This window comes from Aestuariicoccus sp. MJ-SS9 (genome assembly GCF_032586235.1).
In the GTDB taxonomy this organism is placed as follows: Bacteria; Pseudomonadota; Alphaproteobacteria; order Rhodobacterales; family Rhodobacteraceae; genus Aestuariicoccus.
The window spans coordinates 148317-169285 of record NZ_JAWHTD010000003.1; the positions used below are offsets into that span (position 1 = coordinate 148317).

At 66.2% G+C, this 20969-nt stretch carries 22 protein-coding genes, 1 pseudogene and 1 riboswitch; of the genes and pseudogenes, 2 read left to right on the top strand and 21 right to left on the bottom strand.

Going from position 1 to position 20969, the window contains the following annotated elements; genetic code table 11:
- Positions 1 to 77: 77 nt before the first annotated feature.
- The 17 genes and pseudogenes from RXV88_RS03745 to miaB form a co-directional block, all read right to left on the bottom strand.
- The gene (locus RXV88_RS03745) at positions 78 to 428 is read right to left on the bottom strand and encodes a LapA family protein (protein WP_316290758.1); all 351 of its coding nucleotides are present in this window, start codon (positions 426 to 428) and stop codon (positions 78 to 80) included.
- Positions 429 to 434: 6 nt separating this feature from the next.
- Positions 435 to 728 (bottom strand): annotated as a pseudogene (gene ihfB, locus RXV88_RS03750) (integration host factor subunit beta); the annotation flags it as partial.
- A gap of 344 nt (positions 729 to 1072) precedes the next feature.
- On the bottom strand, positions 1073 to 2755 hold the full coding sequence (gene rpsA / locus RXV88_RS03755) for a 30S ribosomal protein S1 (RefSeq protein ID WP_316290760.1): 1683 nt from the start codon (positions 2753 to 2755) through the stop codon (positions 1073 to 1075).
- A 261-nt stretch (positions 2756 to 3016) separates the two neighbouring features.
- The gene (locus RXV88_RS03760) at positions 3017 to 3640 is read right to left on the bottom strand and encodes a d(CMP) kinase (RefSeq protein ID WP_316290761.1); all 624 of its coding nucleotides are present in this window, start codon (positions 3638 to 3640) and stop codon (positions 3017 to 3019) included.
- A 9-nt stretch (positions 3641 to 3649) separates the two neighbouring features.
- Positions 3650 to 4168, bottom strand: a complete 519-nt coding sequence (locus tag RXV88_RS03765; RefSeq protein WP_316290762.1) for a hypothetical protein — start codon at positions 4166 to 4168, stop codon at positions 3650 to 3652.
- Entirely contained in the window at positions 4165 to 5508 is a 1344-nt protein-coding gene (gene aroA / locus RXV88_RS03770; RefSeq protein ID WP_316290763.1) for a 3-phosphoshikimate 1-carboxyvinyltransferase, read from the bottom strand. Before aroA ends, RXV88_RS03765 begins: the two co-directional genes overlap by 4 nt.
- Before the next feature lie 156 nt (positions 5509 to 5664).
- Positions 5665 to 6381 (bottom strand): tRNA (guanine(46)-N(7))-methyltransferase TrmB, encoded by a 717-nt coding sequence (gene trmB, locus RXV88_RS03775; RefSeq protein WP_316290764.1) that lies wholly within the window; start codon positions 6379 to 6381, stop codon positions 5665 to 5667.
- Positions 6382 to 6437: 56 nt separating this feature from the next.
- The gene (locus RXV88_RS03780) at positions 6438 to 6983 is read right to left on the bottom strand and encodes a histidine phosphatase family protein (RefSeq protein WP_316290765.1); all 546 of its coding nucleotides are present in this window, start codon (positions 6981 to 6983) and stop codon (positions 6438 to 6440) included.
- 52 nt (positions 6984 to 7035) lie between these two features.
- On the bottom strand, positions 7036 to 7722 hold the full coding sequence (locus RXV88_RS03785; RefSeq protein ID WP_316290766.1) for a DUF6639 family protein: 687 nt from the start codon (positions 7720 to 7722) through the stop codon (positions 7036 to 7038).
- Positions 7723 to 7966: 244 nt separating this feature from the next.
- Positions 7967 to 9145: a methionine adenosyltransferase gene (gene metK, locus RXV88_RS03790; RefSeq protein ID WP_316290767.1), complete on the bottom strand. Its 1179-nt coding sequence runs from the start codon at positions 9143 to 9145 to the stop codon at positions 7967 to 7969.
- A gap of 4 nt (positions 9146 to 9149) precedes the next feature.
- A riboswitch (SAM-SAH riboswitch) is annotated at positions 9150 to 9197 on the bottom strand.
- Between the two features lie 52 nt (positions 9198 to 9249).
- The gene (lnt, locus tag RXV88_RS03795) at positions 9250 to 10758 is read right to left on the bottom strand and encodes an apolipoprotein N-acyltransferase (RefSeq protein WP_316290768.1); all 1509 of its coding nucleotides are present in this window, start codon (positions 10756 to 10758) and stop codon (positions 9250 to 9252) included.
- On the bottom strand, positions 10742 to 11689 hold the full coding sequence (locus tag RXV88_RS03800) for a hemolysin family protein (protein ID WP_410468795.1): 948 nt from the start codon (positions 11687 to 11689) through the stop codon (positions 10742 to 10744). The genes lnt and RXV88_RS03800 overlap by 17 nt, the downstream gene beginning before the upstream one ends.
- Before the next feature lie 9 nt (positions 11690 to 11698).
- Positions 11699 to 12223, bottom strand: coding sequence for an rRNA maturation RNase YbeY (ybeY, locus tag RXV88_RS03805; protein WP_316290769.1), 525 nt, complete (start codon positions 12221 to 12223; stop codon positions 11699 to 11701).
- A 71-nt stretch (positions 12224 to 12294) separates the two neighbouring features.
- Positions 12295 to 13269, bottom strand: a complete 975-nt coding sequence (locus RXV88_RS03810) for a PhoH family protein (RefSeq protein WP_316290770.1) — start codon at positions 13267 to 13269, stop codon at positions 12295 to 12297.
- A gap of 138 nt (positions 13270 to 13407) precedes the next feature.
- Positions 13408 to 13722: a hypothetical protein gene (locus RXV88_RS03815; protein ID WP_316290771.1), complete on the bottom strand. Its 315-nt coding sequence runs from the start codon at positions 13720 to 13722 to the stop codon at positions 13408 to 13410.
- Between the two features lie 14 nt (positions 13723 to 13736).
- Positions 13737 to 14345: an OmpA family protein gene (locus RXV88_RS03820; RefSeq protein WP_316290772.1), complete on the bottom strand. Its 609-nt coding sequence runs from the start codon at positions 14343 to 14345 to the stop codon at positions 13737 to 13739.
- A 265-nt stretch (positions 14346 to 14610) separates the two neighbouring features.
- Positions 14611 to 15930 carry a tRNA (N6-isopentenyl adenosine(37)-C2)-methylthiotransferase MiaB gene (gene miaB / locus RXV88_RS03825; RefSeq protein WP_316290773.1) on the bottom strand — a complete coding sequence of 440 codons (1320 nt, stop codon included), beginning with the start codon at positions 15928 to 15930 and terminating at the stop codon, positions 14611 to 14613.
- Positions 15931 to 16038: 108 nt separating this feature from the next.
- Between miaB and RXV88_RS03830 the strand changes: the two genes are divergently transcribed.
- Complete coding sequence (locus tag RXV88_RS03830) at positions 16039 to 16908, top strand: hypothetical protein (RefSeq protein ID WP_316290774.1); 870 nt, start codon at positions 16039 to 16041, stop codon at positions 16906 to 16908.
- 109 nt (positions 16909 to 17017) lie between these two features.
- On the opposite strand, the gene RXV88_RS03835 is transcribed toward RXV88_RS03830, so the two are convergent.
- From RXV88_RS03835 to fabA, 4 genes are all read right to left on the bottom strand, one after another.
- Entirely contained in the window at positions 17018 to 17809 is a 792-nt protein-coding gene (locus RXV88_RS03835; RefSeq protein ID WP_316290775.1) for an enoyl-ACP reductase, read from the bottom strand.
- Positions 17810 to 17834: 25 nt separating this feature from the next.
- Positions 17835 to 19064, bottom strand: a complete 1230-nt coding sequence (locus RXV88_RS03840; protein WP_316290776.1) for a beta-ketoacyl synthase N-terminal-like domain-containing protein — start codon at positions 19062 to 19064, stop codon at positions 17835 to 17837.
- Between the two features lie 166 nt (positions 19065 to 19230).
- Positions 19231 to 19629: a cytochrome c gene (locus tag RXV88_RS03845; RefSeq protein WP_316290777.1), complete on the bottom strand. Its 399-nt coding sequence runs from the start codon at positions 19627 to 19629 to the stop codon at positions 19231 to 19233.
- Positions 19630 to 19851: 222 nt separating this feature from the next.
- Positions 19852 to 20361, bottom strand: coding sequence for a bifunctional 3-hydroxydecanoyl-ACP dehydratase/trans-2-decenoyl-ACP isomerase (gene fabA / locus RXV88_RS03850; protein ID WP_316290778.1), 510 nt, complete (start codon positions 20359 to 20361; stop codon positions 19852 to 19854).
- Positions 20362 to 20538: 177 nt separating this feature from the next.
- Here fabA and irrA point away from each other — a divergent pair, with 177 nt between their 5' ends.
- Positions 20539 to 20955: an iron response transcriptional regulator IrrA gene (gene irrA, locus RXV88_RS03855; protein ID WP_316290779.1), complete on the top strand. Its 417-nt coding sequence runs from the start codon at positions 20539 to 20541 to the stop codon at positions 20953 to 20955.
- Positions 20956 to 20969 lie beyond the last annotated feature (14 nt).

Sequence of the window (20969 nt, forward strand, 5' to 3'; positions counted from 1 at the left end):
ACCCCTGCTTCTTCTTGGGATAAAAACTCCGGGGGGCTGCGCAGCAGCGGGGGCAGCGCCCCCTCCCCGATCCGGTCCTAGCTGGCCTGGTCGAGCAGCGCCAGAACCTCGTCCTTGTCCTTGTCGCGCTCGGCCTGGGTGCGCTTGAGCTCGCGCTCCAGCTTCCTGACCTCGGACTTGCGGCGCGCCGCCTCGGCGCGGTGCTTGTGCTCGCGCAGCCATTCCCAGACGAACCCGATCAGCAGCCCCGCCACGATCCCGCCGAAGATCACCAGAAACAGCGGCAGCTCGACCGTGCGCTGGATCCCCAGCAGGTCCGCCACGTCGTCCGGCATCAGTTTCAGCATCACCGCCCCGCGATTGGCAAGCGCCACGGCGATCAGAACGATGGCGAGGGCGGCAAGGAAGGCATAGCGAATATAGCGCATGTCAGTTCATTTCCCGTTCAGACGGTCCCGAAGCAGCTTGCCGGTCTTGAAGAACGGCACGTGTTTCTCCTCGACCTCAACGGATTCGCCCGTGCGCGGGTTCCGTCCCACGCGCGCATCGCGTTTCTTGACCGAGAACGCGCCAAAGCCGCGCAGCTCCACCCGGTCGCCCCGGGACATCGCACTGGTGATTTCGTCAAAGATCGTATTCACGATCCGCTCCACGTCACGCTGGTACAAATGCGGATTTTCGTCCGCAATCTTCTGGATCAATTCAGACCTGATCATGGTCCCATCCCCCTGAGGCGTCTTGGTGCGCGTATCTTTATCAGGGAACTATACGCGGCGCGGTGCCATTGGGGAACCGCCCGAATGCGTGAAAAAACGATAAATCGCAGGACTTTGCGGGTCTGACACGCGGATGCCCGCCGATTTCTTGTACCTCGCGGGGGGCACGGCGGCGATTAGCGGGTCTGACGCCGGGCCCTCCCCATCCCGCGAAGGACCATGATTCGAGCCGCTGCAAATGGCCACTCGCGCGCCGGGCCCGGCGCGCAACGGACGGACATTCGCGGCCCGAAACGCACGAAGGCCCCGGAGCGTCTCCGGGGCCTTCGCTTTGTCGAATTGCCGGCTTGGGCCGATCAGTCGTCGCCACTCTTGAGCGCGGCGCCCAGGATGTCGCCCAGCGATGCGCCGGAATCGGAGGAACCGTACTGCTGGACGGCTTCCTTCTCTTCGGCGATCTCGCGCGCCTTGATCGACAGGCCCAGACGGCGGGTCTTGCTGTCGACATTGGTGACGCGGACGTCGACCTTGTCACCGACCGAGAACCGCTCGGGGCGCTGTTCGGCGCGGTCGCGCGACAGGTCCGAACGGCGGATGAAGGACTTCATGCCTTCGTATTCCACCTCGATGCCGCCGTCCTCGATGGCCGTCACGTTCACGGTGATGACCGAGCCGCGCTTCACGCCGCCGACGGCCTCGGCGAACTTGTCGCCGCCCAGCGCCTTGATCGAGAGCGAGATACGCTCTTTCTCGATGTCGACCTCGGACACCACCGCCTGGACGACGTCGCCCTTGCGGTAGCTCTGGATCGCATCCTCGCCACGCTCGTCCCAGCTGAGATCCGAAAGGTGCACCATGCCATCGATCTCGCCTTCGAGACCGATGAACAGACCGAATTCGGTGATGTTCTTGACCTCGCCCTCGACCTGCGTGCCCTCAGGATGCGTCTCGGCAAAGACTTCCCACGGGTTGCGCATGGTCTGCTTGAGACCCAGGCTGACCCGGCGCTTGGCCTGATCGATTTCCAGCACCATGACCTCGACCTCTTGCGAGGTGGACACGATCTTGCCGGGGTGCACGTTCTTCTTGGTCCAGGACATTTCCGAAACGTGAACCAGCCCCTCGACACCCGGCTCCAGCTCGACGAAGGCGCCGTAATCGGTGATGTTCGTCACGCGGCCGGTGTGCACCGAGGCCAGCGGGTACTTGGCGGCCACCAGATCCCAGGGATCTTCCTGCAGCTGCTTCATGCCCAGCGAAATACGGTGGGTTTCCTTGTTGATCTTGATGACCTGAACCTTGACCGTCTCGCCGATCGACAGGATCTCGGAGGGGTGGTTCACACGGCGCCAGGCCATGTCGGTCACGTGCAGCAGGCCGTCGACACCGCCCAGGTCCACGAAGGCCCCGTATTCGGTGATGTTCTTGACGACACCGTCAACCGCCTGACCTTCGGTGAGGTTGGCGATGACCTCGGCGCGCTGCTCGGCGCGGCTTTCTTCCAGGATGGCGCGGCGCGACACGACAATATTGCCGCGGCGGCGGTCCATTTTCAGGATCTGGAAGGGCTGCTTGAGACCCATCAGCGGGCCGGCGTCGCGCACCGGGCGCACATCGACCTGAGAGCCGGGCAGGAAGGCCACGGCGCCGCCCAGATCGACGGTAAAGCCACCCTTGACGCGGCCAAAGATCGCGCCTTCGACGCGGGCGTCGTCGGCATAGGCTTTTTCCAGACGGTCCCAGGCTTCTTCGCGGCGGGCCATCTCGCGGCTGATGACAGCCTCACCGCGGGCGTTCTCGGCCGCGCGCAGATAGACCTCGACCTCGTCGCCGACAGAGATGTCGGGCGCTTCGCCGGGGTTTGCGAATTCCTTGAGCTCGACGCGGCCTTCCATCTTGTAGCCGACGTCGATGATGGCCTGGCCCGCCTCGATGGCGATGACCTTGCCTTTGACAACAGACCCTTCGTCGGGCGTGTCCATTTCGAAGCTTTCGTTCAGGAGGGCTTCGAATTCCTCCATGGATGCGTTAGCGGACATATATACGTCGTTTCCTTTTTCACATTTTGCTGGCCGCGCGGTTGTCTCCGCCGGTCTGTAATTTCGCGTCAAGATGAACCGCAAAGCAAAGAGGGCCGGAGGTTCCGACCCTGCTCGATGTCTTTACGTTGCGGCGTTTACGCCTTGTCGACAGGGGGCGTATACGCAAAGCGGGCCTTGTAATCAAGGGCAATGATGCACCTGCGCGGCGAGCCGCCGAAACGCCCGCCCTGGCCCATCCCGCGCACCGCAGTCCCGGGGTTAGCCCGCGCCGGACGATGGCCGACGCCCGTCGATGGCGGCGATCGCCGCGGCGATGGCCGCTTCGATGTCCAGCGCGGAGGTGTCGATCGTTACCGCGTCCGGCGCGGGGCGCAGGGGCGCGTCGGCGCGATCCATGTCGCGCGCGTCGCGTTCGCGGACATCGGCCAGAACGCTGTCGAAATCGGTCTCGACGCCCTTGGCGCGCAGTTCGTCCAGGCGCCGCTGCGCGCGCACCTCGGCGCTGGCGGTGACGAAAAGCTTGGCCTCGGCCTCGGGGCAGATCACCGTTCCGATGTCGCGCCCGTCCAGCACCGCGCCCCCGGCGCGCGCCGCAAAGGCGCGCTGGAAATCCACCAGCGCCTCGCGCACCTCGGGCAGGACCGCCACCTTGCTTGCGGCCTGGGCCACCTCGGGGCTGCGCAGATCGTCAGCCTTCAGATCCTCGGCCACCAGGGCGCGGGCGGCCTCGAGCGGCGCGACCCCGTCCAGCGTCCGCCGCCCGACCGCACGATACAAAAGCCCCGTATCCAGATGCGCCACGCCGTAATGCGCCGCCACGGCGCGGCTGATCGTGCCCTTGCCCGCCGCCGCCGGCCCGTCGATTGCGATGGTGAATGCCATGATGTCTCCTCAGCTCCGGGTCCTGCTCGCGCGCCCTTGCCGCCGCCAGAGCATCATAATCGTCAGCGCGATTGTTCCCAATAGCGCGTATTTCGTCACCGTGAATTGCGAGGCGCGGATCGCGGTGACGGGGTCGAAGCCGGTCATCCCCGCCCGCAGCAGATCGGCCACCAGCGCGTTTTCCGCCAGATCCACGGCCAGATACCCCGCCACCGGCGCCAGCAGGGCCAAGCGGGTCCACCCGGCCCAACCTTTGGCCAGCGCCATCAGCCCCGCCCCCGCCGCGACACTGAAGGCCACCGGGAAGAGCGTGTCGAGCCAGCGCATCTCGAGCAGATAAAACGCCCGCCCCCGGTCCGAGAGCGCCGCGAGGTAGGCGCCCGCCTCCTCCGGACTGTAGCCCGGAACGCGGCTGTCGAAGGGTGTCAGACCGCCGGCCTCGGGGATCAGCACGGCGTGGCTGTGCCACAGCATCAGCGCCAGCGCCGCCGCCGCCAGCGCCGCGGATATCCTGCCCAGCCGCGTCATGCGCGCTGGATACGCGCCCCCAGAGCGGCCATCAACGGCTCGAAAATCGGAAAGGACGTGGCGATGGGGCCGCCGTCATCGACCGTCATGGGCGCATTGCTGGCCATGCCCAGCACGAGGAACGACATGGCGATACGGTGGTCGAGATGGCTCTGCACCGTTACGCCGCCCGGCACGTCGCCAAAGCCGCGGCCCTGCACCGTCCACCAATCCTCGCCTTCGTCGACGCTGACGCCGGCGGCGCGCAGGCCGGTGGCCATGGCGTCGATGCGGTCGGATTCCTTGACGCGCAGTTCCTTGACGCCGGGCATGTGGGTCTTGCCTTCGGCAAAGGCCGCGACGACCGACAGCACCGGGTATTCGTCGATCATGCTGGCGGCGCGCTCGGCGGGCACTTCGATGCCCTTCAGATCGGGCGAAAAGCGCGCGCGCAGGTCGGCCACGGGCTCGCCGCCCTCGGTGCGTTCGTTTTCATAGGTCAGGTCCGCGCCCATCTCGCGCAGGGTGGTAAAAAGCCCCGCCCGCGTCGGGTTGAGCCCGATGTTGGGCACCAGCACGTCCGACCCTTCGACGATCAGCGCGGCGCAGACCGGGAAGGCGGCCGAGCTGGGGTCGCGCGGCACGACGATGGTCTGGGGCTTCAGCTCGGGCTGGCCGGTCAAGGTGATCACATGACCCTCTTCGGTCTTCTCGGTGATCACGGTCGCGCCGAAGCCCTGCAGCATCCGCTCGGAGTGGTCGCGCGTCGCCTCGCGCTCGATCACAACGGTTTCGCCGGGGGCGTTCAGCCCGGCCAACAGCACCGCCGATTTCACCTGCGCCGAGGGCACCGGCGTCGTATACCGCACCGGCAACGGGTCGCGCGCGCCGAGTATGGTCATCGGCAGCCGCCCGCCCGAGCGCCCGCAGGCCCGCGCCCCGAAGAGCGCCAGCGGTTCGGTCACCCGCGCCATGGGCCGCTTGTTGAGGCTGGCGTCGCCGGTGAAGGTGGCCGCGATCGGCGTGGTCGCCATCGCCCCCATGATCAGCCGCACGCCGGTGCCGGAATTGCCGCAGTCGATCACCTGGTCGGGTTCGGCAAAGCCGCCGACGCCGACGCCCTGCACATGCCATGTGTCACCGCGCTTTTCGACCCCGGCCCCGAAGGCCTGCATCGCCTTGGCGGTGTCGAGCACGTCCTGCCCTTCCAGCAGGCCGGTCACTTTCGTCTCGCCGACGGCCATGGCGCCCAGGATCAGCGAGCGGTGCGAGATCGACTTGTCGCCCGGCACGTCCGCGGTGCCGCGCAGCGGTCCGGCGCGGTCGGATGTCATCGGGATCGGGGTGCCGTGGGCGGACATGCAAGCCTCCATTCAGGGTCCGGCGCGGGTGTAGCGCGACGTTGCGCCAAGGTCCATGCCGCTTGACGCGGGAATGCACAGTGCGGATGGCACAGAGCCTGGTGACGGCTGGCGGGCCGGGAGGCCCCGGATCGGGTCCGGGGCTGTGTCGCGCGCTCAGCCCTGGCGGCGGAAGGTCAGGTAATGCGGCACCCGGCCCTCGCGCAGCGCCTTCTGTTCGTAGCGGGTGGACAGCCAGTCGTCCCACGGCGTGCGCCAGTCGGACGGTCCCTCGGCCAGCCAGTCGAACCCGGCCCTGGGCACCTCGACCAGCGTCTGGCGGACGTAGTCGGGAATGTCGGTGGCGACGCGCAGCTCTGCCCCGGGTTTCATCACCCGCGCCAGCGGTTCGAGATGTTCGGGCGTGACGAACCGCCGCCTGTGGTGGCGCTTTTTCGGCCAGGGATCGGGGTAGAGCAGAAAAGCCTTGGATATACTCGCCTCGGGCAGCACGTCGAAAAGATCGCGCGCATCGCCCGGATGCACCCGCAGGTTGGTCACCCCCGCCTGGCGGATCTTGCCCAGCAGCATGGCGACGCCGTTGATGTAGGGCTCGCAGCCGATGATCCCGATGCCAGGATTCCGCGCGGCCTGGTGCACCAGATGCTCGCCCCCGCCAAAGCCGATCTCCAGCCAGACCGGCGCGCCGCCGAAGAGCGCGCCCAAATCCAGCGGCCGGCGTTCGGGGTTGCTGTCCCAATCCACCGGCCCGGGGCTGAGCGTGTCGAGGTCCTCTTGCAGATAGGCCTCTTGCGACGGGCGCAGACCCTTGCCCTTGAACCGGCCATAGAAGTTGCGCCAGGGCGCCTTGGGGTGTTTGGGTGCGTGGGTCATGGCGCGGGGATTAGACGAAGCCCCGGCGCAACACAATCCGCTTGCCGCGCGGCCGGTCAGGGGTCGATGAGGATCGCGCCCAACACCTCGAGCCCCTCGCCCGCGGCGCGCACCACCAGCACCTCGCCCGACCGTGTGGTGCGGCCCGTGAGGGCGCGGATGTTGACCTGATGCGTCACCACGAAGGGCCGGTCCCCGCGCCCCGAAAGCAACGCCAGAGCGTCGGTTGTCTGCGCCTCCCGACGCGAGAAATCGGCGAAGAACGAATTCAGCGCGGGGGCGTCTTCGACCGGGCCCAGCGCCAGCAGTTTGGCGGTGTCGCGGCAGCGGCACCATTGGCTGGTCAGCACCACGTCGAATTCCTGCCCGCGCGCCTTGAACGCGGTGCCGATGGCCCGGGCCTGCGCCCGCCCGCGCGCATCGAGATTGCGCTGCGTGGCGCAATCGCCGATCTCGAACACCGCCGGGTCGCCGGTGCCGGGCGCCAGCGCGTGGCGCATGATGGCAAAGGCCCCCGGTTGATCGAGCGCCGCCCAGTCGTTGGCCCAAAGCGGTCCGGGCAGAACCAGCACAAGCGCCAGCCAGAGCCGTTTCCAGAACATCAGATGTCCTCCGATCCTTGTCACGGGCGTGGACATAGCGCCACCGCGCGGATCAAAAAGGCTCGACGTAGAAAGAAAGCCGCCCCGCGACGATCCCCCGGACAAAGGCTGCGCCATGCCCGGGCGCGCTGAAATGCTGCCAGACGGCGCGCGCGAAAAGGTCCGGGTCCATCAGCACGATGAAATCGTTGATATGGGCGGGGTCGATCCTTTCTTCCCTCGAACCGTCCAGAACCAAAGCCCGGTCGGCGGGCGCCAGCGACGACAGCTGCGCCGCATAGGCGACATATTCGTGATCGGCCAGACAGGGGGCGGACGCGCGATCCGCCTGTTGCAAAAGCGCGTGGCTCAGCTCGTGGATCACCAGGCTGTCGAAGAGCGCCCAGGCGTCGATACGGTGCCAGAGGCTGCCAGGATTCACCGATCGGGCCAGCGTTGCGGGATCCGAGAGGCGGATCAGCCCCGCGCCGGCATCGAAGGAGCCCATGCAATCGGTATCGTGCAGCGCCCCTTGCGACCCGACTTGGATGCGGATGGTCTTGGACTGCACCAGCCCGAATTCGGCCAGCAGGTCCAGCCCGCTTTGGGCCGTGGCGCAGACGCGCGCGGCAAGATCGGGGTCGGGCACCTCGACCGTCAGGTCGGTCGCTTCGCAGGCCAAGGCCTGCTCCGCCCACACCGGCGCACCTGTCAGAAAGGCCAGAGCACCGGCGAGAGCCAACCGCAAGATCGCTTGCAAGATGCGTCCCCTTTCCGTTCGGTCTCGCCATTGAGCCTACGGCAGGTCCGGCGCGCGCCCAACCAAAAACGGGGAGCGCCGGTCGACGGGCCGCCTGTAAGCGCGGGCGCATTGCAGGCATTCCGGCGGTGTTCTTTCAGGCTTTCGGGAACATGCGCGCAAGAGGCCCCGGCACCTTGCGCCTCGTGACGTCGCCGTGACCGGCGCGGGCCGAGCTTCATCCAGCCGACCCGCGCGCGCCGCGTCAGACCGCCTTTTTCAGCGCCTCGGCGAGATCGGTCCGTTCCCAGCTAAAGCCGCCATCGGCATCGGGCGCGCGGCCGAAATGGCCATAGGCGGCGGTGCGCTGGAAGATCGGCTTGTTGAGGTCGAGATGCGTGCGAATGCCGCGCGGCGTCAGGTCCATCACCTTGGGGATCGCCCGTTCGATGGCGTCGGCCTCGACATCGCCAGTGCCGTGGGTGTCGACGTAGATCGACAGCGGCTTTGCCACGCCGATGGCGTAGCTTAGCTGGAGCGTGCAGCGCTCGGCCATGCCCGCCGCGACGATGTTCTTGGCCAGATAGCGCGCCGCATAGGCCGCCGAGCGGTCCACCTTGGTCGGGTCCTTGCCCGAGAACGCGCCGCCCCCGTGCGGGGCCGCGCCGCCGTAGGTGTCGACGATGATCTTGCGGCCCGTCAGGCCCGCGTCGCCATCCGGCCCGCCGATCACGAACTTGCCGGTGGGGTTCACATGCCAGACGGTGTCGGCATCCACCCAGCCCTCGGGCAGGGATTCGAGGATGTAGGGCTCGACCACCGCGCGCACGTCCTCGGAGGTCATGTTCTCGTCCAGATGCTGGGTCGACAGCACGATCGAGGTCACACCCACCGGCTTGCCGTTCACATAGCGCACCGACAGCTGCGACTTGGCATCCGGGCCGAGCACCGGTTCGGTGCCGTTCTTGCGCACCTCGGCCAGCCGCCGCAGGATCGCGTGGCTGAACTGGATCGGCGCGGGCATCAGCGCGTCGGTCTCGTTGGTGGCGTAACCGAACATGATGCCCTGGTCGCCCGCGCCCTCGTCGCCGCGCGCGCCGGTCACGCCTTGGGCGATATGGGCGGATTGCTCGTGCAGCAGGTTGGTGATTTCGCAGGTGGCGTGGTGGAACTTGTCCTGCTCATAGCCGATGTCCTTGATGCAGGCGCGCACGATGTCGGGCACGGCCTGCATGTATTCGGCCAGCTTGTCCTGATCGCTCAGGCCGATCTCGCCACCGATAACGACGCGGTTCGTGGTGGCGAATGTTTCGCAAGCGACCCGCGCCAGAGGGTCCTCGGCCAGCAGGGCGTCGAGGATCGCATCCGAGATCCGGTCGCAGACCTTATCGGGATGCCCTTCCGAGACGGACTCGGAGGTGAAGATATAGTTATTTCTGGACATGGGGTGCTCCGTTAGGGGTCTCCGTCACGCCAGGAAGCCGTTGTGACGGGTTCATAATTATTACTACCCTACCGCGTATCCCTACGCCGCATCAGCGTCAATCACTATCGGCGACGGCGGTGAAGGGTGAACCCACCCAGACAGAGCGCGAATAGCAGCGCCAGAACCGGCAAATCGCCGGTCCGGGCATAGGGCGTCGGCGGCAGCGGCGCGGGCAGCGGCGCGTCCACATGGCCGGTCTGCCCCAGCCCCAGCGACGCGAGGATCCGCCCACCCGGGTCGATCATCGCAGACACGCCGGTATTGGCGGCGCGCATCAAGGGCAGGCCCTGCTCGATGGCGCGGATGCGGGCCTGCGCGAGGTGCTGGTAAGGCCCCGACCAGTCGCCGAACCAGGCATCGTTGGTCAGCTGCATCAACACCGCGGGCCGCACCGGCGCACGGTGGACATCCTGGGGAAACACGGCCTCGTAACAGATGAGCGGCAGGGCGAGGCCGAGGGGGCCGAGGTCGATCACCTGCGGGCCGGGTCCGGCCGCATAGCCCGCCTCGGCCCGGGCGGCGAGCCCGGCGATGTTCCAGCGCGCAAACAGCCCCCGGGCCGGCATGTACTCGCCGAAGGGCACCAGGTGGTGCTTGTCATAGATCTGCCCCGGTCGCCCCACCTCGTCCAGCACGGTCAGCGAATTGTAGAACCGCCCGCCCTCGGCGCGCTGGATGCCCAGAACCACCGGTACCGGCCCCGCGGCCTCGGAGATCACGTCGAAGGCGGGGCCTGCGTTGTGCAGCAGCGTCGGCACCGCGGTTTCGGGCCAGACCACCAGATCGGGGCGCGGCAGGGCCGAGGTGGCGTCGATCTTGCGCTTGAAGAAGACCGGGATCATGGCCGGATCCCATTTCTGATGCTGCGGCGCGTTGGGCTGCACCAGCCGGACCACGGGACGGCCGGTCAGATCCTGCGCGGGCGGCAGCAGCGCCCGACCGCCCGCCAGCAGGGCCAGCGCGATCAGCAGCGCAGCACCGCCCCAGCGCGCCGACGTGCTGCGCAGCGGCCAAACCGCCGCCGCCGCGCCAGCCAAGGCCAGGGTCGCCAGCGACACCCCGTGCGGCCCGATCACCGACACCCACTGGATCGCCCATGTGGGCGCCCAGAGATAGCCGACGAGCGCCCAGGGAAAACCGGTGAAGACATAGGCCCGGGCCAGTTCGGCCGCGGCCCAGACCGGCACCAGCACCCAGGGGCGCCGCGCCAGCGCCGCCGCCCAGAAGGCCAGCGCCCAGAAGAGCGCCAAGCCCGCCGCAAGCCCGATCAGGCCGAAAGGCGCCATCCAGCCGGTGGCGGCCGCATCCACCTGGAACGGCTCGACGATCCAGCCGAGCGCCAGGCCGAAATAGCCCAGCCCAAAGGCCCATCCGACCCCCAGCGCGCGCATCGGACCGGGTTCGGCGCGGAACAGCAGGAACGCCGCCGCCAGCCCCGGCAAGGCAACGTACCACAGATCGTAAGGCGCCTGCCCCAGCGCGAAGAGACAGCCGAACCCGATGGACAGAGGCAGCCGGCCCCAGGCTGGCAGAGCCCCCCGCCTGTCAGGCGCGTCAGGACGATCGGGCATGATCCCCGGCCTGCGCCCCGGTCCCCGGGGCGGTCATCATCTTGCTGCCCGGCAGGCGCACGCGCAGACGCTTGATGCGGCGCGGATCGGCGTCGACCACTTCGAAATCGATCCCCTCGGGATGCGGCACGACCTCGCCCCGGGCGGGAACGTGGCCCGCCAGCATGAAGACGAGACCGCCAAGCGTGTCGATTTCCTCGGGGTCGATGTCGTCGTGGTCGGTCAGGCGGATGCCGATCTCGGCCTCGAACTCCTCAAGCGGGGTCTTGGACTGGGCAAGGTAGCAGCCGCTCTTTTCCTGCACCCAGAACTTGCCTTCCTCGGTGTCGTGCTCGTCCGCGATCTCGCCGATGACCTGTTCGATCAGGTCCTCGATGGTGACCAGACCGTCGGTGCCGCCGTATTCGTCGATCACCAGCGCCATATGCCGCCGTTCGGTCTGCATCTTGGTCAGCAGAACGCCGATGGGCATCGACGCCGGCACATAGAGCAGCGGCCGCAGCATCTTTTTCAGATTGAACCGCGTGCCCGAGCCGTTGAACCCGTGCATCAGCGCGAAATCCTTCAGGTGCGCCATGCCCACCGGCGTATCGAGCGTGCCCGAATAGACCGGCAGGCGCGTGAGCCCGCTGTCGCGGAACACCTTGACCAGATCGTCGCGGGTGATCGTGTCGGGCACGGCGATGATATCGGCCTTCGGGATGGCCACGTCCTCGACCCGCATGCGGCGCAGGTTGATCATGCCGTGGGTGGGTTGCGGAACCTGTGCGACATGCGTGCGGCCGGTATGGCCAGTGTCATCTGCCGCGGGGCGGAAAAGCCCGGCCAGGCGGCCCAGCACGCCCGGCGAATTTGAGCTGTCTTCTGACTGACGCGCGCTCTGCGCTGCGTTAGACGAGCCGTCGTTGTCGCCCATGTTCCCTTTTTTCATCCTGTACGGTTACGGGCCGTTCGGCCCCTCATTCATCCTATATGGGTCACCGATACCCAGCTTGCCAAGTATTACGACCTCGGTTGCCTCCATCAACGTGGCATCCGCGTCACGAATATGGTCATAGCCCAAGAGATGTAACACCCCGTGAACGAGCAAATGGGTGACATGGGCGGCAAATGGCTTGCCCTGTTCGGCGGCCTCTCGCTGGCAGGTGTCATAGGCAATGGCGATGTCGCCGAGGGGGCCGGGATCCTCTGTATCGCCGTGCGGGGGCGGCTCGGGCCGCGCGCCGGGAATGTCGGGCGACAGATCCTCGTCGGGCCAGCTGAGCACGTTGGTGGGTTGCGGCTTGCCCCGGAAATCGGCGTTGAGCGTGGCGATCCGCGCGTCATCGCAGCCCAGCACGGCGATTTCATACCCTTCGGGCGTCAGCCCCAGATGCGCCAGCGCCGCCACCGCCGCCCGCTCGGCCAGCGCGGGCAAATCGGCCGCCTCCCAGCGGTCGTCCTCGATGATCGTGTCGGTCAGCATCGCGCGGTCCCTTGCGTTCTGCGCGGCCTATAGAGCGGTGCGCGCGCGGAAGGCAAGCGGCGACGGGGAATTCAGCCCGCCGCGTCCTTTTCATAGGCCTCGATGATCGCCGCGACCAGCGGATGGCGCACCACGTCGGAGGAGGTGAAATAGTTGAAGCCGATCTTGGGAATGCTGCCCAGCAGACGCTCGGCGTCATGCAGCCCCGAGGGCACGCCGCGCGGCAGGTCGATCTGCGTGCGGTCGCCGGTGATGACCATGCGGCTGCCCTCGCCCAAACGGGTCAGGAACATCTTCATCTGCATCGACGTGGCGTTCTGCGCCTCGTCCAGCACCACAAAGGCGTTCGACAGCGTGCGCCCGCGCATAAAGGCCAGCGGCGCGATCTCGACGGTTTTCTCCTCCATCATCCGCGCCAGCTGCTTGCCGGGCAGGAAATCGTTCAGCGCGTCGTAGAGCGGCTGCATGTAAGGGTCGACCTTTTCCTTCATGTCGCCCGGCAGATACCCCAGCTTCTCGCCCGCCTCGACCGCCGGACGGCTGAGGATGATTCGGTCCACCTGCCCGGTGATGAACATGTTCACCCCGACGGCGACGGCCAGATAGGTCTTGCCGGTGCCCGCCGGGCCGATCCCGAAGGCCAGTTCGTTCTGAAACAGCGACCGGACATAGGCCTTCTGCGCCTCGGTGCGCGGCTCGACCAGCTTCTTGCGGGTCTTGATCTCGACCGGGCCGCCCGCGAACATCTCGAGCTGGCTGTCCACGCCTTCGTCTTCGGGGGCGAGGCGGAATTCACGGTCGATATCGCCGCGCCCGACGCTGCGGCCCTGTTCGAGCCGCTGGTAAAGCGCATTGAGCACCTCGGTCGCCTCGGCCTGCGCCTCGGGCGGGCCGTGAATGGCCAGCTGGTTGCCCCGCCGCAGGATCTGCACGCCCAGACGGGTCTCGATCTCGGTCAGGTTGCGGTCGTATTCACCGCACAGGTCAATAAGCAATCGGTTGTCGGGAAATTCGATAAGCGCTTCGGTCAGGGTGCCAGTTGTCACGCATGTCTCCGGATTCGCGGGTTTGAGGTAAGGGTGCCAAGCCGCCGGTCCCAAGGCAAGCGGGCCCGCGCGTAAAATGCAAAAGGGCCGCGCAGGTTTTTCTGCGCGGCCCCTATTTTGGTCAGCTCTGCCAACGGATCAGAGCGGGTCGCCGATGACAGAGGTCGAGCCCCCCTTGAAATCCCCGGTGACCATGGTCGGCGGGGCCGAGCCCGAGCAGACCGGCTTGCCGTATTTGTCGAGCCGGGCGGACAGATAGCCCTCGACACCGTCGTCGATGATCCAGTGGTCGCAGCCGTTCGGGTCGATCCAGACGCCGGCCTTGAGCTGGCTAAGGTCCTTGCGGTCGATCAGGTTGCGGTCGACGCTCTTGTCGGGGCCGATGGGAACGTCGACGCAGGCCGATACCGAAGCCGCCGCCGCCAACGCCATAAGAGTGCGTGCAAGTTTCATGGTCGTCTCCCAGGTCAGCGGATGCAGATGATTTCGACGCGGCGGTTCTTCGCCATGCCCTCGACGGTGCTGTTGGTCGCCGCCGGCATCCGCTCGCCATAACCGCGCACATCGGCGATGCGTGCCCCGGTCGCCCGCGCGACCTTGGCGACAGACGTGGCGCGATTAAAGCTCAGCCGCATGTTGTAGCTGTCCGAGGCGCGGCTGTCGGTATGTCCGGCGATGATGAAGGCCGTCGCAGTCGAGCTGCGAAAGAACTCTTCGAGCTTGGCGCGGCCAGCGGAGTGGATGCGGTAGCTGTCGGTGGCGAAATACTGGTCGGAATTCAGCACGCCGCAGGTGTTGCCCCGGCGGCAGACCGGGATGCCCTTACGGTCGACATGGGGGCTCATGTAGCCCTCGACGCCGTCATCCATCACCCAGTGTTCGCAGCCGTCGGGATCGACCCAGATGCCGGGAATATAGCGTTCCCCCTTTACGGTGCGCGTGTTCTGCGTCGAGATGACGGGCGCGTTCGCCCCGTCGGTTCCGGCCGCCACGGGTGCGGTCAACGCAATCCCGCCGAGCGCCGCCAGCACCGCCAGCACCGCTGCGCCCAATACGGCGCGTAGGGCATGTGTCATGCGTTTCGCCACAGCCTCTGTCCCCCTTCAACTGTCTTTATCTGACTTTATCCCTGCGCGCTCGCGCCGGATTCGCCACGGGCTGCGCAAAATTACTGTAATCAATACTTTAGCAAACATTCGCCTTCTGTGAAGCGAAAACCACCATATATTGTGTGATATCGGGAAACAGTGACTAGTCACCGCCCGGAATTACCGTTCAATCCGTGGCGAATTGGGGGAATTTCAGCGGCTTGCCGCCATAGTTCCACCAAAATTCTCTGGGTCAGACCAGCACGCCCGACAGCGAATTCGGCCCGCTCTCGACGATTCTGACCCGGCGCAGATCGCCCGGCAGGACATCGTCGGCGGCCACATGCACGGCATGCAGGTGATCGGATTTGCCGACCATCTGGCCCGGCAGACGGCCCGGCTTTTCGAAAAGAACGCCAACCTCGCGGCCCACCATCGCCTCTTGCGTGGCGCGCTGCTGGCGGGTCAGCAGCGCCTGAAGCCGCTGCAGCCGGTCGTCCTTGACGTCCTCGGCCACCTGGTCGCGCTCGGCGGCGGGGGTTCCCGGGCGGGTGGAATACTTGAAGCTGTAGGCCGTGCCGTAATGCACCGCCTCGATCAGATCGAGCGTGGCCTGGAAATCGGCCTCGGTCTCTTCGGGGAAGCCGACGATGAAATCGCCCGAGATCAGGATATCGGGCCGCGCGGCGCGCAGCCTTTCGATGATCGCCAGATAACTTTCGGCGGTGTGGCTGCGGTTCATGCGCTTGAGGATCCGGTCCGACCCGGCCTGCACCGGCAGATGCAGGTAGGGCATCAGCTTGGCACAGCTGCCATGCGCCTCGATCAGATCGTCGGTCATGTCGTTGGGATGGCTGGTGGTGAAGCGGATACGCTCGAGCCCGTCGATGTCACCCAGCGCCCAGATCAGCCGCGCGAGGCTCCAGTCGCCCCCCTCGCCCGCGCCGTGATACGCGTTGACGTTCTGTCCCAGCAGCGTGATCTCGCGCACTCCGCGCTCGACCAGATCGCGCGCCTCGTCGAGGATCCGCGCCGCCGGGCGGCTGACCTCGGCGCCGCGGGTGTAGGGCACGACGCAGAAGGCGCAGAACTTGTCGCAACCCTCCTGCACGGTCAGAAAGGCGGTCGGGCCGCGCTTGGCCTTGGGGCGGCGTTTCAGGACCTCGAACTTATCCTCCTCGGGAAAGTCGGTGTCGAGCGCCTTGGCCCCACCGCGTGCCTTGGCCTCGAGCTCGGGCAGGCGGTGATAGGATTGCGGGCCGACCACCAGATCGACCATCGGCTGACGGCGCATGATCTCGGCCCCTTCGGCCTGCGCCACGCAGCCCGCGACGCCGATCTTGAGGTCGGGCTTTTCCGCCTTCAGCCCCTTGTAGCGGCCCAGCTCGGAATACACCTTTTCTGCGGCCTTCTCGCGGATGTGGCAGGTGTTGAGCAGGATCATGTCCGCATCGTCGGGCGATTGCGTCTGGACATAGCCCTGCCCGCCCAGCGCCTCGGCCATACGCTCGCTGTCGTAAACATTCATCTGGCAACCATAGGTCTTGATGAAAAGCTTCTTGGGCGCGGTCATGGCGGTCTCCATCGGGGTACAGGCCGCGCAGATAACGCAGAATCCCCCCACCTTGCAATGCGGGTCGTTTTGACGGAGTCTTTGCCAAAACGTGCCACAGAGGCGGCGATGCGGTATTCCGACCTGAACGATTTTCTGGCCCGCGGCCGGGCGGCGCTGTCAAAAGGCCCCGTCGCTTTGATTTTTGCCGAGGACGATGTCGAGATCGACACGACCCTGCGGCACCATATGCAATGCGGTTTCGCCAGCATCGCGGTCTTCATGGACCCGATCTTTGCGCTTCCGCCCGACCTGCACGAGACGGTGCACCGGATCGATTACGACATGACCCGCGACGGTGCGCTGGAAACCGCGGTCAACGCGGTGATCGCGGCGGCGCCGGGTTTGTGGCTCTATTATTGCTACAACGCCGAATATCTCTTTTATCCCTTCGCCGAGACACGGACGGTGTCGGAGATGCTGGCCTTCCACACCGAAGAACGGCGTGACGCGATGCTGACCTATGTGATCGACCTTTACGCAGGCGATCTCGACCGGTTTCCGAACGCCGTGTCGCTGGACGACGCGCATCTCGACCGGTCGGGCTATTACGCGCTGGCCCGGCCCGACGCTACCAATCACAACCACCCCAAGGAGCGGCAGCTGGATTTCTACGGCGGCCTGCGCTGGCGGTATGAGGAGCACGTTCCGCAGGAACGGCGCAAGATCGACCGCATTGCGCTCTTCCGGTCACGAGCGGGTCTGAAGCTAAGGGCCGATCACACCTTCGAAGACGAGGAATACAACACCTACGCTTGTCCCTGGCACAACAATCTGACCGCCGCGATCGTGTCGTTCCGGACGGCGAAGGCGCTCAAGCGCAACCCCGGATCGACCTTCGATATCCGCACCTTCCGCTGGCACAATTCGACGCCGTTCGAATGGCATTCGCGCCAGTTGCTCGATCTGGGGCTGATGGAATCCGGGCAATGGTTCTGACGCCGACGCCGTTTTCTTGCAAAGAAAACGGACCGGAAATTTTGAAAATTTCCGGCCACCGTGTGGATCGAACGCGGCTTTGACGATCCGGGCGTGCGCCTCGCGGGGCTCAGAGGTTCTCGTATTGCGGCATCCCGAGCACGTGGAAGCCACCGTCCACGCGGACGATTTCGCCGGTCGTGCAGGCCCCCGCGTCCGAACACAGCCAGGCCGCCGTGCCGCCCACCGCCTCGAGCGTCGCGTTCGAGCGCAGCGGCGCGTTCATGTCGGTGTGCTTGTAGGTCTTGCGCGCCCCGCCGATGGCCGCGCCCGCAAGCGTCTTCATCGGGCCGGGGCTGATCGCGTTCACGCGGATGCCCTCGGGCCCAAGATCGTTGGCCAGATAGCGCACCGCCGCCTCGAGCGCGGCCTTGGCCACACCCATCACGTTGTAATTCGGGGTCACGCGGGTCGAGCCCATATAGGTCAGCGTGATCAGCGTCCCGCCATTCTCCACCATCAGCGGATGCGCCCGCCGGGCCACGTCGATGAAGGAATAGGCCGAGATATCCAGCGAATTCTTGAAATTCTCGCGGCTGGTGTTCAGGATCCGCCCCTGCAGTTCCGACTTGTCGGAAAAGGCGATGGCGTGGACCACGAAGTCGATCGTCGGCCAGCGCGCCGCCAGCTGTTCGAAGGCCGCGTCCAGCGAGGCGTCGTCCGTCACATCCACATCGACCATGAAATCTGATCCGACCGAGGCCGCCAGCGGCTCCAGCCGCTTGCCGAAGGCCTCGCCCTGATAGGTGAAGGCCAGTTCGGCCCCGGCCTCGGCCAGCGCCTTGGCGATGCCCCAGGCGATGGATCGTTCATTGGCGACGCCCATGACCAATCCGCGTTTGCCCTGCATAGAATTCGTCATGGCCGTCGTTCCGTTTCCAAATTCTTCAATCGCGGTATTTCGACATCAGCATCGACCCGTTGGTCCCGCCGAAGCCAAAGGAATTGGTCATCACCGTATCGAGCCCGGCGTTCTCGACCGTCGTCGTGGCGATCTCTTCGGGCTTCAGCGCCGGGTCGAGCGTTTCGACGTTGATCGAGGGCGCGATGAAATCGTGCTCGAGCATCAGCAGGCAATAGATCGCTTCCTGCGCGCCGGTGGCGCCCTGGCTGTGTCCGGTCATCGACTTGGTCGAGGACACGGGCGGCGTAGACCCCTCGCCGAAGACCCGCCGCACCGCCTCGATCTCGCCCACGTCGCCGACCGGGGTCGAGGTGCCATGCGCGTTGATGTAGCTGACCTTGCGGTCCTCGGGCAGCGTCTTGAGCGCGCCGCGCATCGCGCGTTCACCGCCCTCGCCCGAGGGCGCCACCATATCGGCGCCGTCCGAGGTCGCCGAGAAGCCGGTCACTTCGGCGTATATCTTGGCCCCGCGCGCCAGCGCGCGCTCAAGCGGCTCCAGCACCACGATACCGCCGCCGCCGCCGATCACGAACCCGTCGCGGTCCGCGTCGAAAGCGCGCGACGCGCGGTCCGGCGTGTCGTTGTATTTCGACGACATCGCGCCCATCGCGTCAAAAAGACACGACAACGTCCAGTCAAGCTCCTCTCCGCCGCCGGCGAACATCACGTCCTGCAGGCCCAGCGCCACCTGCTGCGCCGCCATGCCGATGCAATGCAGCGAGGTCGAGCAGGCGCTGGTGATCGAGAAATTCATGCCCTTGATCTGATAGGCGGTGGCAAGATTCGCAGACACGGTCGAGGACATGCATTTGGGCACCGCGAAAGGCCCGATCCGCTTGGTCCCGCCGGTCTTCAGCACCGTCTGATGCGCCGCCAGCATGGCCGAGGTGGACGGCCCGCCCGACCCGGCGATGAGCCCGGTCATCGGGTCCACCACCTCGCCCGGCTCGAGCCCGGCATCGGCGATGGCCTGACCCATGGCGATATGGGCATAGGCCGATCCCGGCCCCATGAAGCGCAGCGTCCGCTTGTCGATGTGATCCGCGACATCCAGCTTGATGTCGCCCGCGATCTGGCTGCGGAACCCGTGCTCTTTCATCGCCTCGTTGGCGGTGATCCCGGACGTTCCGGCCTTGAGCGCGGCCAGAACCTCCCCGGCATTGTTCCCGATGCTGGAAACGATCCCCAGCCCTGTGACGACGACACGGCGCATGCAGCCTCCCTTGTTTGCTCTGGCCTTAGTAGGGCAAGGGGGCGGGGTGGTGCAAGGCGGCTATGGCCCGCGCCGCCCGGGACGCCGCCTCGCAATCCCGCCAAGGGGCCGCACCACGGTCAGGCGCGGCAAGGCGCACGGTCGTGGCCGGAAACCGCCCCGCTCGCTATTCCTGGATGGATTGCAGATAATAGACGAGCGACAGGATGCGCCCGCGCGCGACCATGTCGGCGGTCTCTCCGCGCTGGCTGGTGGCCGAGACCTGGAATCGCTCGCCCCAGACCGGCATCGCGCTGCCGTGCGCCCGGACCCCGTCGCGCCCGTCGACGGTCTTAAGGACCGCGTCCAGCGGAAAGGCGCCATCGTTCGCCTTTGACAGCTCCAACAGGCTGGGGGTGGAAATGTTCAGAAGCCCCGCAAGAGGCCCGTCCCCCCGCGCGCTCTCGCCGTGGCAGCCTGCGCAGGCGGCCATGTATTCCTGTTCGCCGACCACATCGGCGAAGGCCGGGCCGCTGGCCAGGATCAATGCCGCGATCAGATGCGCTCCGGTTTTCCGGTATGTCATGATGTGACCTCCCAAGCTCACGATACCAGTTGCAGCCTGTGTGCTCGCGGAACGCTCCGCCGCACGACCGCCACTTTATGCGCCCGGGGGTCATCGCGTTTGACATTCATCAAGTTCGCGGCAGCGCGTGGCATCGGCAAGGCCAAGCCGCCGCGCAACAAAGCCGCGCAGCAAAAAAGAGGCCCGGAGGCCTCTTTTTCATACGTCGGTCAATGCGCCGGTTCAGCTTTCGGACAGGGCGACCTTCATGTCCTTGACCTGATAGATCACATCGCCATCCGCCTCGACGATGCCGTCGGCGACGCCCATGGTCAGGCGGCGGGTCTGCACGGCCTTGGTGAAATCCACCTTGTAGGTCAGCATCTTGCGGTCGGGGCGGACCATGCCGGTCAGCTTGACCTCGCCCACACCCAGCGCATAGCCGCGCCCCGGCCAGCCGCGCCAGCCGAGGTTGAAGCCTGTCAGCTGCCACAGCCCGTCGAGGCCGAGGCATCCAGGCATGATCGGATTGCCCGGGAAATGGCATTCAAAGAACCAAAGGTCCGGCGTGATGTCGAATTCCGCCACAACATGGCCCTTGCCGTGCAGGCCGCCATCGCCCGAAATATCGGTGATCCGGTCCATCATCAGCATGGGCGGCGCCGGCAGCTGCGCGTTGCCGGGGCCGAAAAGCTCGCCACGTGAGCATTTCAGCAGGTCGTCCTTGTCAAAACTCGTTGGATACTGCCCCATCGCCTCGTGTCCCCGTTCCTATGCCTTCGGTGTCGAGATCCTCTAGCACCGCGCTTGCGGCAGGTGCAAGCCCGCGGCATTGCGCCCATTCTGCGCGCCTTCATGGGAAATTCATTTGAAATCCTCGCCCGCCGCGCTTTATATGCAGTGTTAAGGTAAGGGTTTGCAGGATAGAAAATGACAACCGAAGCGATCACGCGCAGCACCAAATGGCTCGGGCAGGCGGGCCTGCGCCCGACGCGGCAACGTGTGGCGCTTGCGGCGCTCCTGATCGGCGACGGTCAAAATCGGCATGTCACCGCCGAAAGCCTTTTCGACTCGGCCAAGCAGCAGGGCGAAAGCGTGTCGCTGGCGACAGTTTACAACACGTTGCGGGCTTTCTGCGACGCGGGCCTGATGCAGGAAGTGACGGTGGACGGGTCGAAAAGCTATTTCGACACCAACACCCACGACCATCCGCATTTCTTCTGGGAGGACGAGGGGCGGCTGACCGATGCCCCCGCCGACCAGCTTGAGATCACGCGTCTGCCCGACGCGCCGGACGGGGCAGAAATTTCGGCGGTAGACGTGGTGATCCGCCTGCGGCGGACCTAGGCTGTCCTGCCGGG

Coding starts and splice junctions, on each gene's coding strand:
- fabA (WP_316290778.1), bottom strand. CDS start 20,361: ATGGGGCAGTATCCAACGAGTTTTGACAAGGACGACCTGCTGAAATGC.
- RXV88_RS03820 (WP_316290772.1), bottom strand. CDS start 14,345: ATGACACATGCCCTACGCGCCGTATTGGGCGCAGCGGTGCTGGCGGTG.
- RXV88_RS03830 (WP_316290774.1), top strand. CDS start 16,039: ATGCGGTATTCCGACCTGAACGATTTTCTGGCCCGCGGCCGGGCGGCG.
- aroA (WP_316290763.1), bottom strand. CDS start 5,508: ATGTCCGCCCACGGCACCCCGATCCCGATGACATCCGACCGCGCCGGA.
- RXV88_RS03815 (WP_316290771.1), bottom strand. CDS start 13,722: ATGAAACTTGCACGCACTCTTATGGCGTTGGCGGCGGCGGCTTCGGTA.
- RXV88_RS03760 (WP_316290761.1), bottom strand. CDS start 3,640: ATGGCATTCACCATCGCAATCGACGGGCCGGCGGCGGCGGGCAAGGGC.
- RXV88_RS03765 (WP_316290762.1), bottom strand. CDS start 4,168: ATGACGCGGCTGGGCAGGATATCCGCGGCGCTGGCGGCGGCGGCGCTG.
- RXV88_RS03840 (WP_316290776.1), bottom strand. CDS start 19,064: ATGCGCCGTGTCGTCGTCACAGGGCTGGGGATCGTTTCCAGCATCGGG.
- lnt (WP_316290768.1), bottom strand. CDS start 10,758: ATGCCCGATCGTCCTGACGCGCCTGACAGGCGGGGGGCTCTGCCAGCC.
- irrA (WP_316290779.1), top strand. CDS start 20,539: ATGACAACCGAAGCGATCACGCGCAGCACCAAATGGCTCGGGCAGGCG.
- miaB (WP_316290773.1), bottom strand. CDS start 15,930: ATGACCGCGCCCAAGAAGCTTTTCATCAAGACCTATGGTTGCCAGATG.
- metK (WP_316290767.1), bottom strand. CDS start 9,145: ATGTCCAGAAATAACTATATCTTCACCTCCGAGTCCGTCTCGGAAGGG.
- RXV88_RS03845 (WP_316290777.1), bottom strand. CDS start 19,629: ATGACATACCGGAAAACCGGAGCGCATCTGATCGCGGCATTGATCCTG.
- RXV88_RS03745 (WP_316290758.1), bottom strand. CDS start 428: ATGCGCTATATTCGCTATGCCTTCCTTGCCGCCCTCGCCATCGTTCTG.
- RXV88_RS03835 (WP_316290775.1), bottom strand. CDS start 17,809: ATGACGAATTCTATGCAGGGCAAACGCGGATTGGTCATGGGCGTCGCC.
- RXV88_RS03800 (WP_410468795.1), bottom strand. CDS start 11,689: ATGAAAAAAGGGAACATGGGCGACAACGACGGCTCGTCTAACGCAGCG.
- ybeY (WP_316290769.1), bottom strand. CDS start 12,223: ATGCTGACCGACACGATCATCGAGGACGACCGCTGGGAGGCGGCCGAT.
- trmB (WP_316290764.1), bottom strand. CDS start 6,381: ATGACCCACGCACCCAAACACCCCAAGGCGCCCTGGCGCAACTTCTAT.
- rpsA (WP_316290760.1), bottom strand. CDS start 2,755: ATGTCCGCTAACGCATCCATGGAGGAATTCGAAGCCCTCCTGAACGAA.
- RXV88_RS03780 (WP_316290765.1), bottom strand. CDS start 6,983: ATGTTCTGGAAACGGCTCTGGCTGGCGCTTGTGCTGGTTCTGCCCGGA.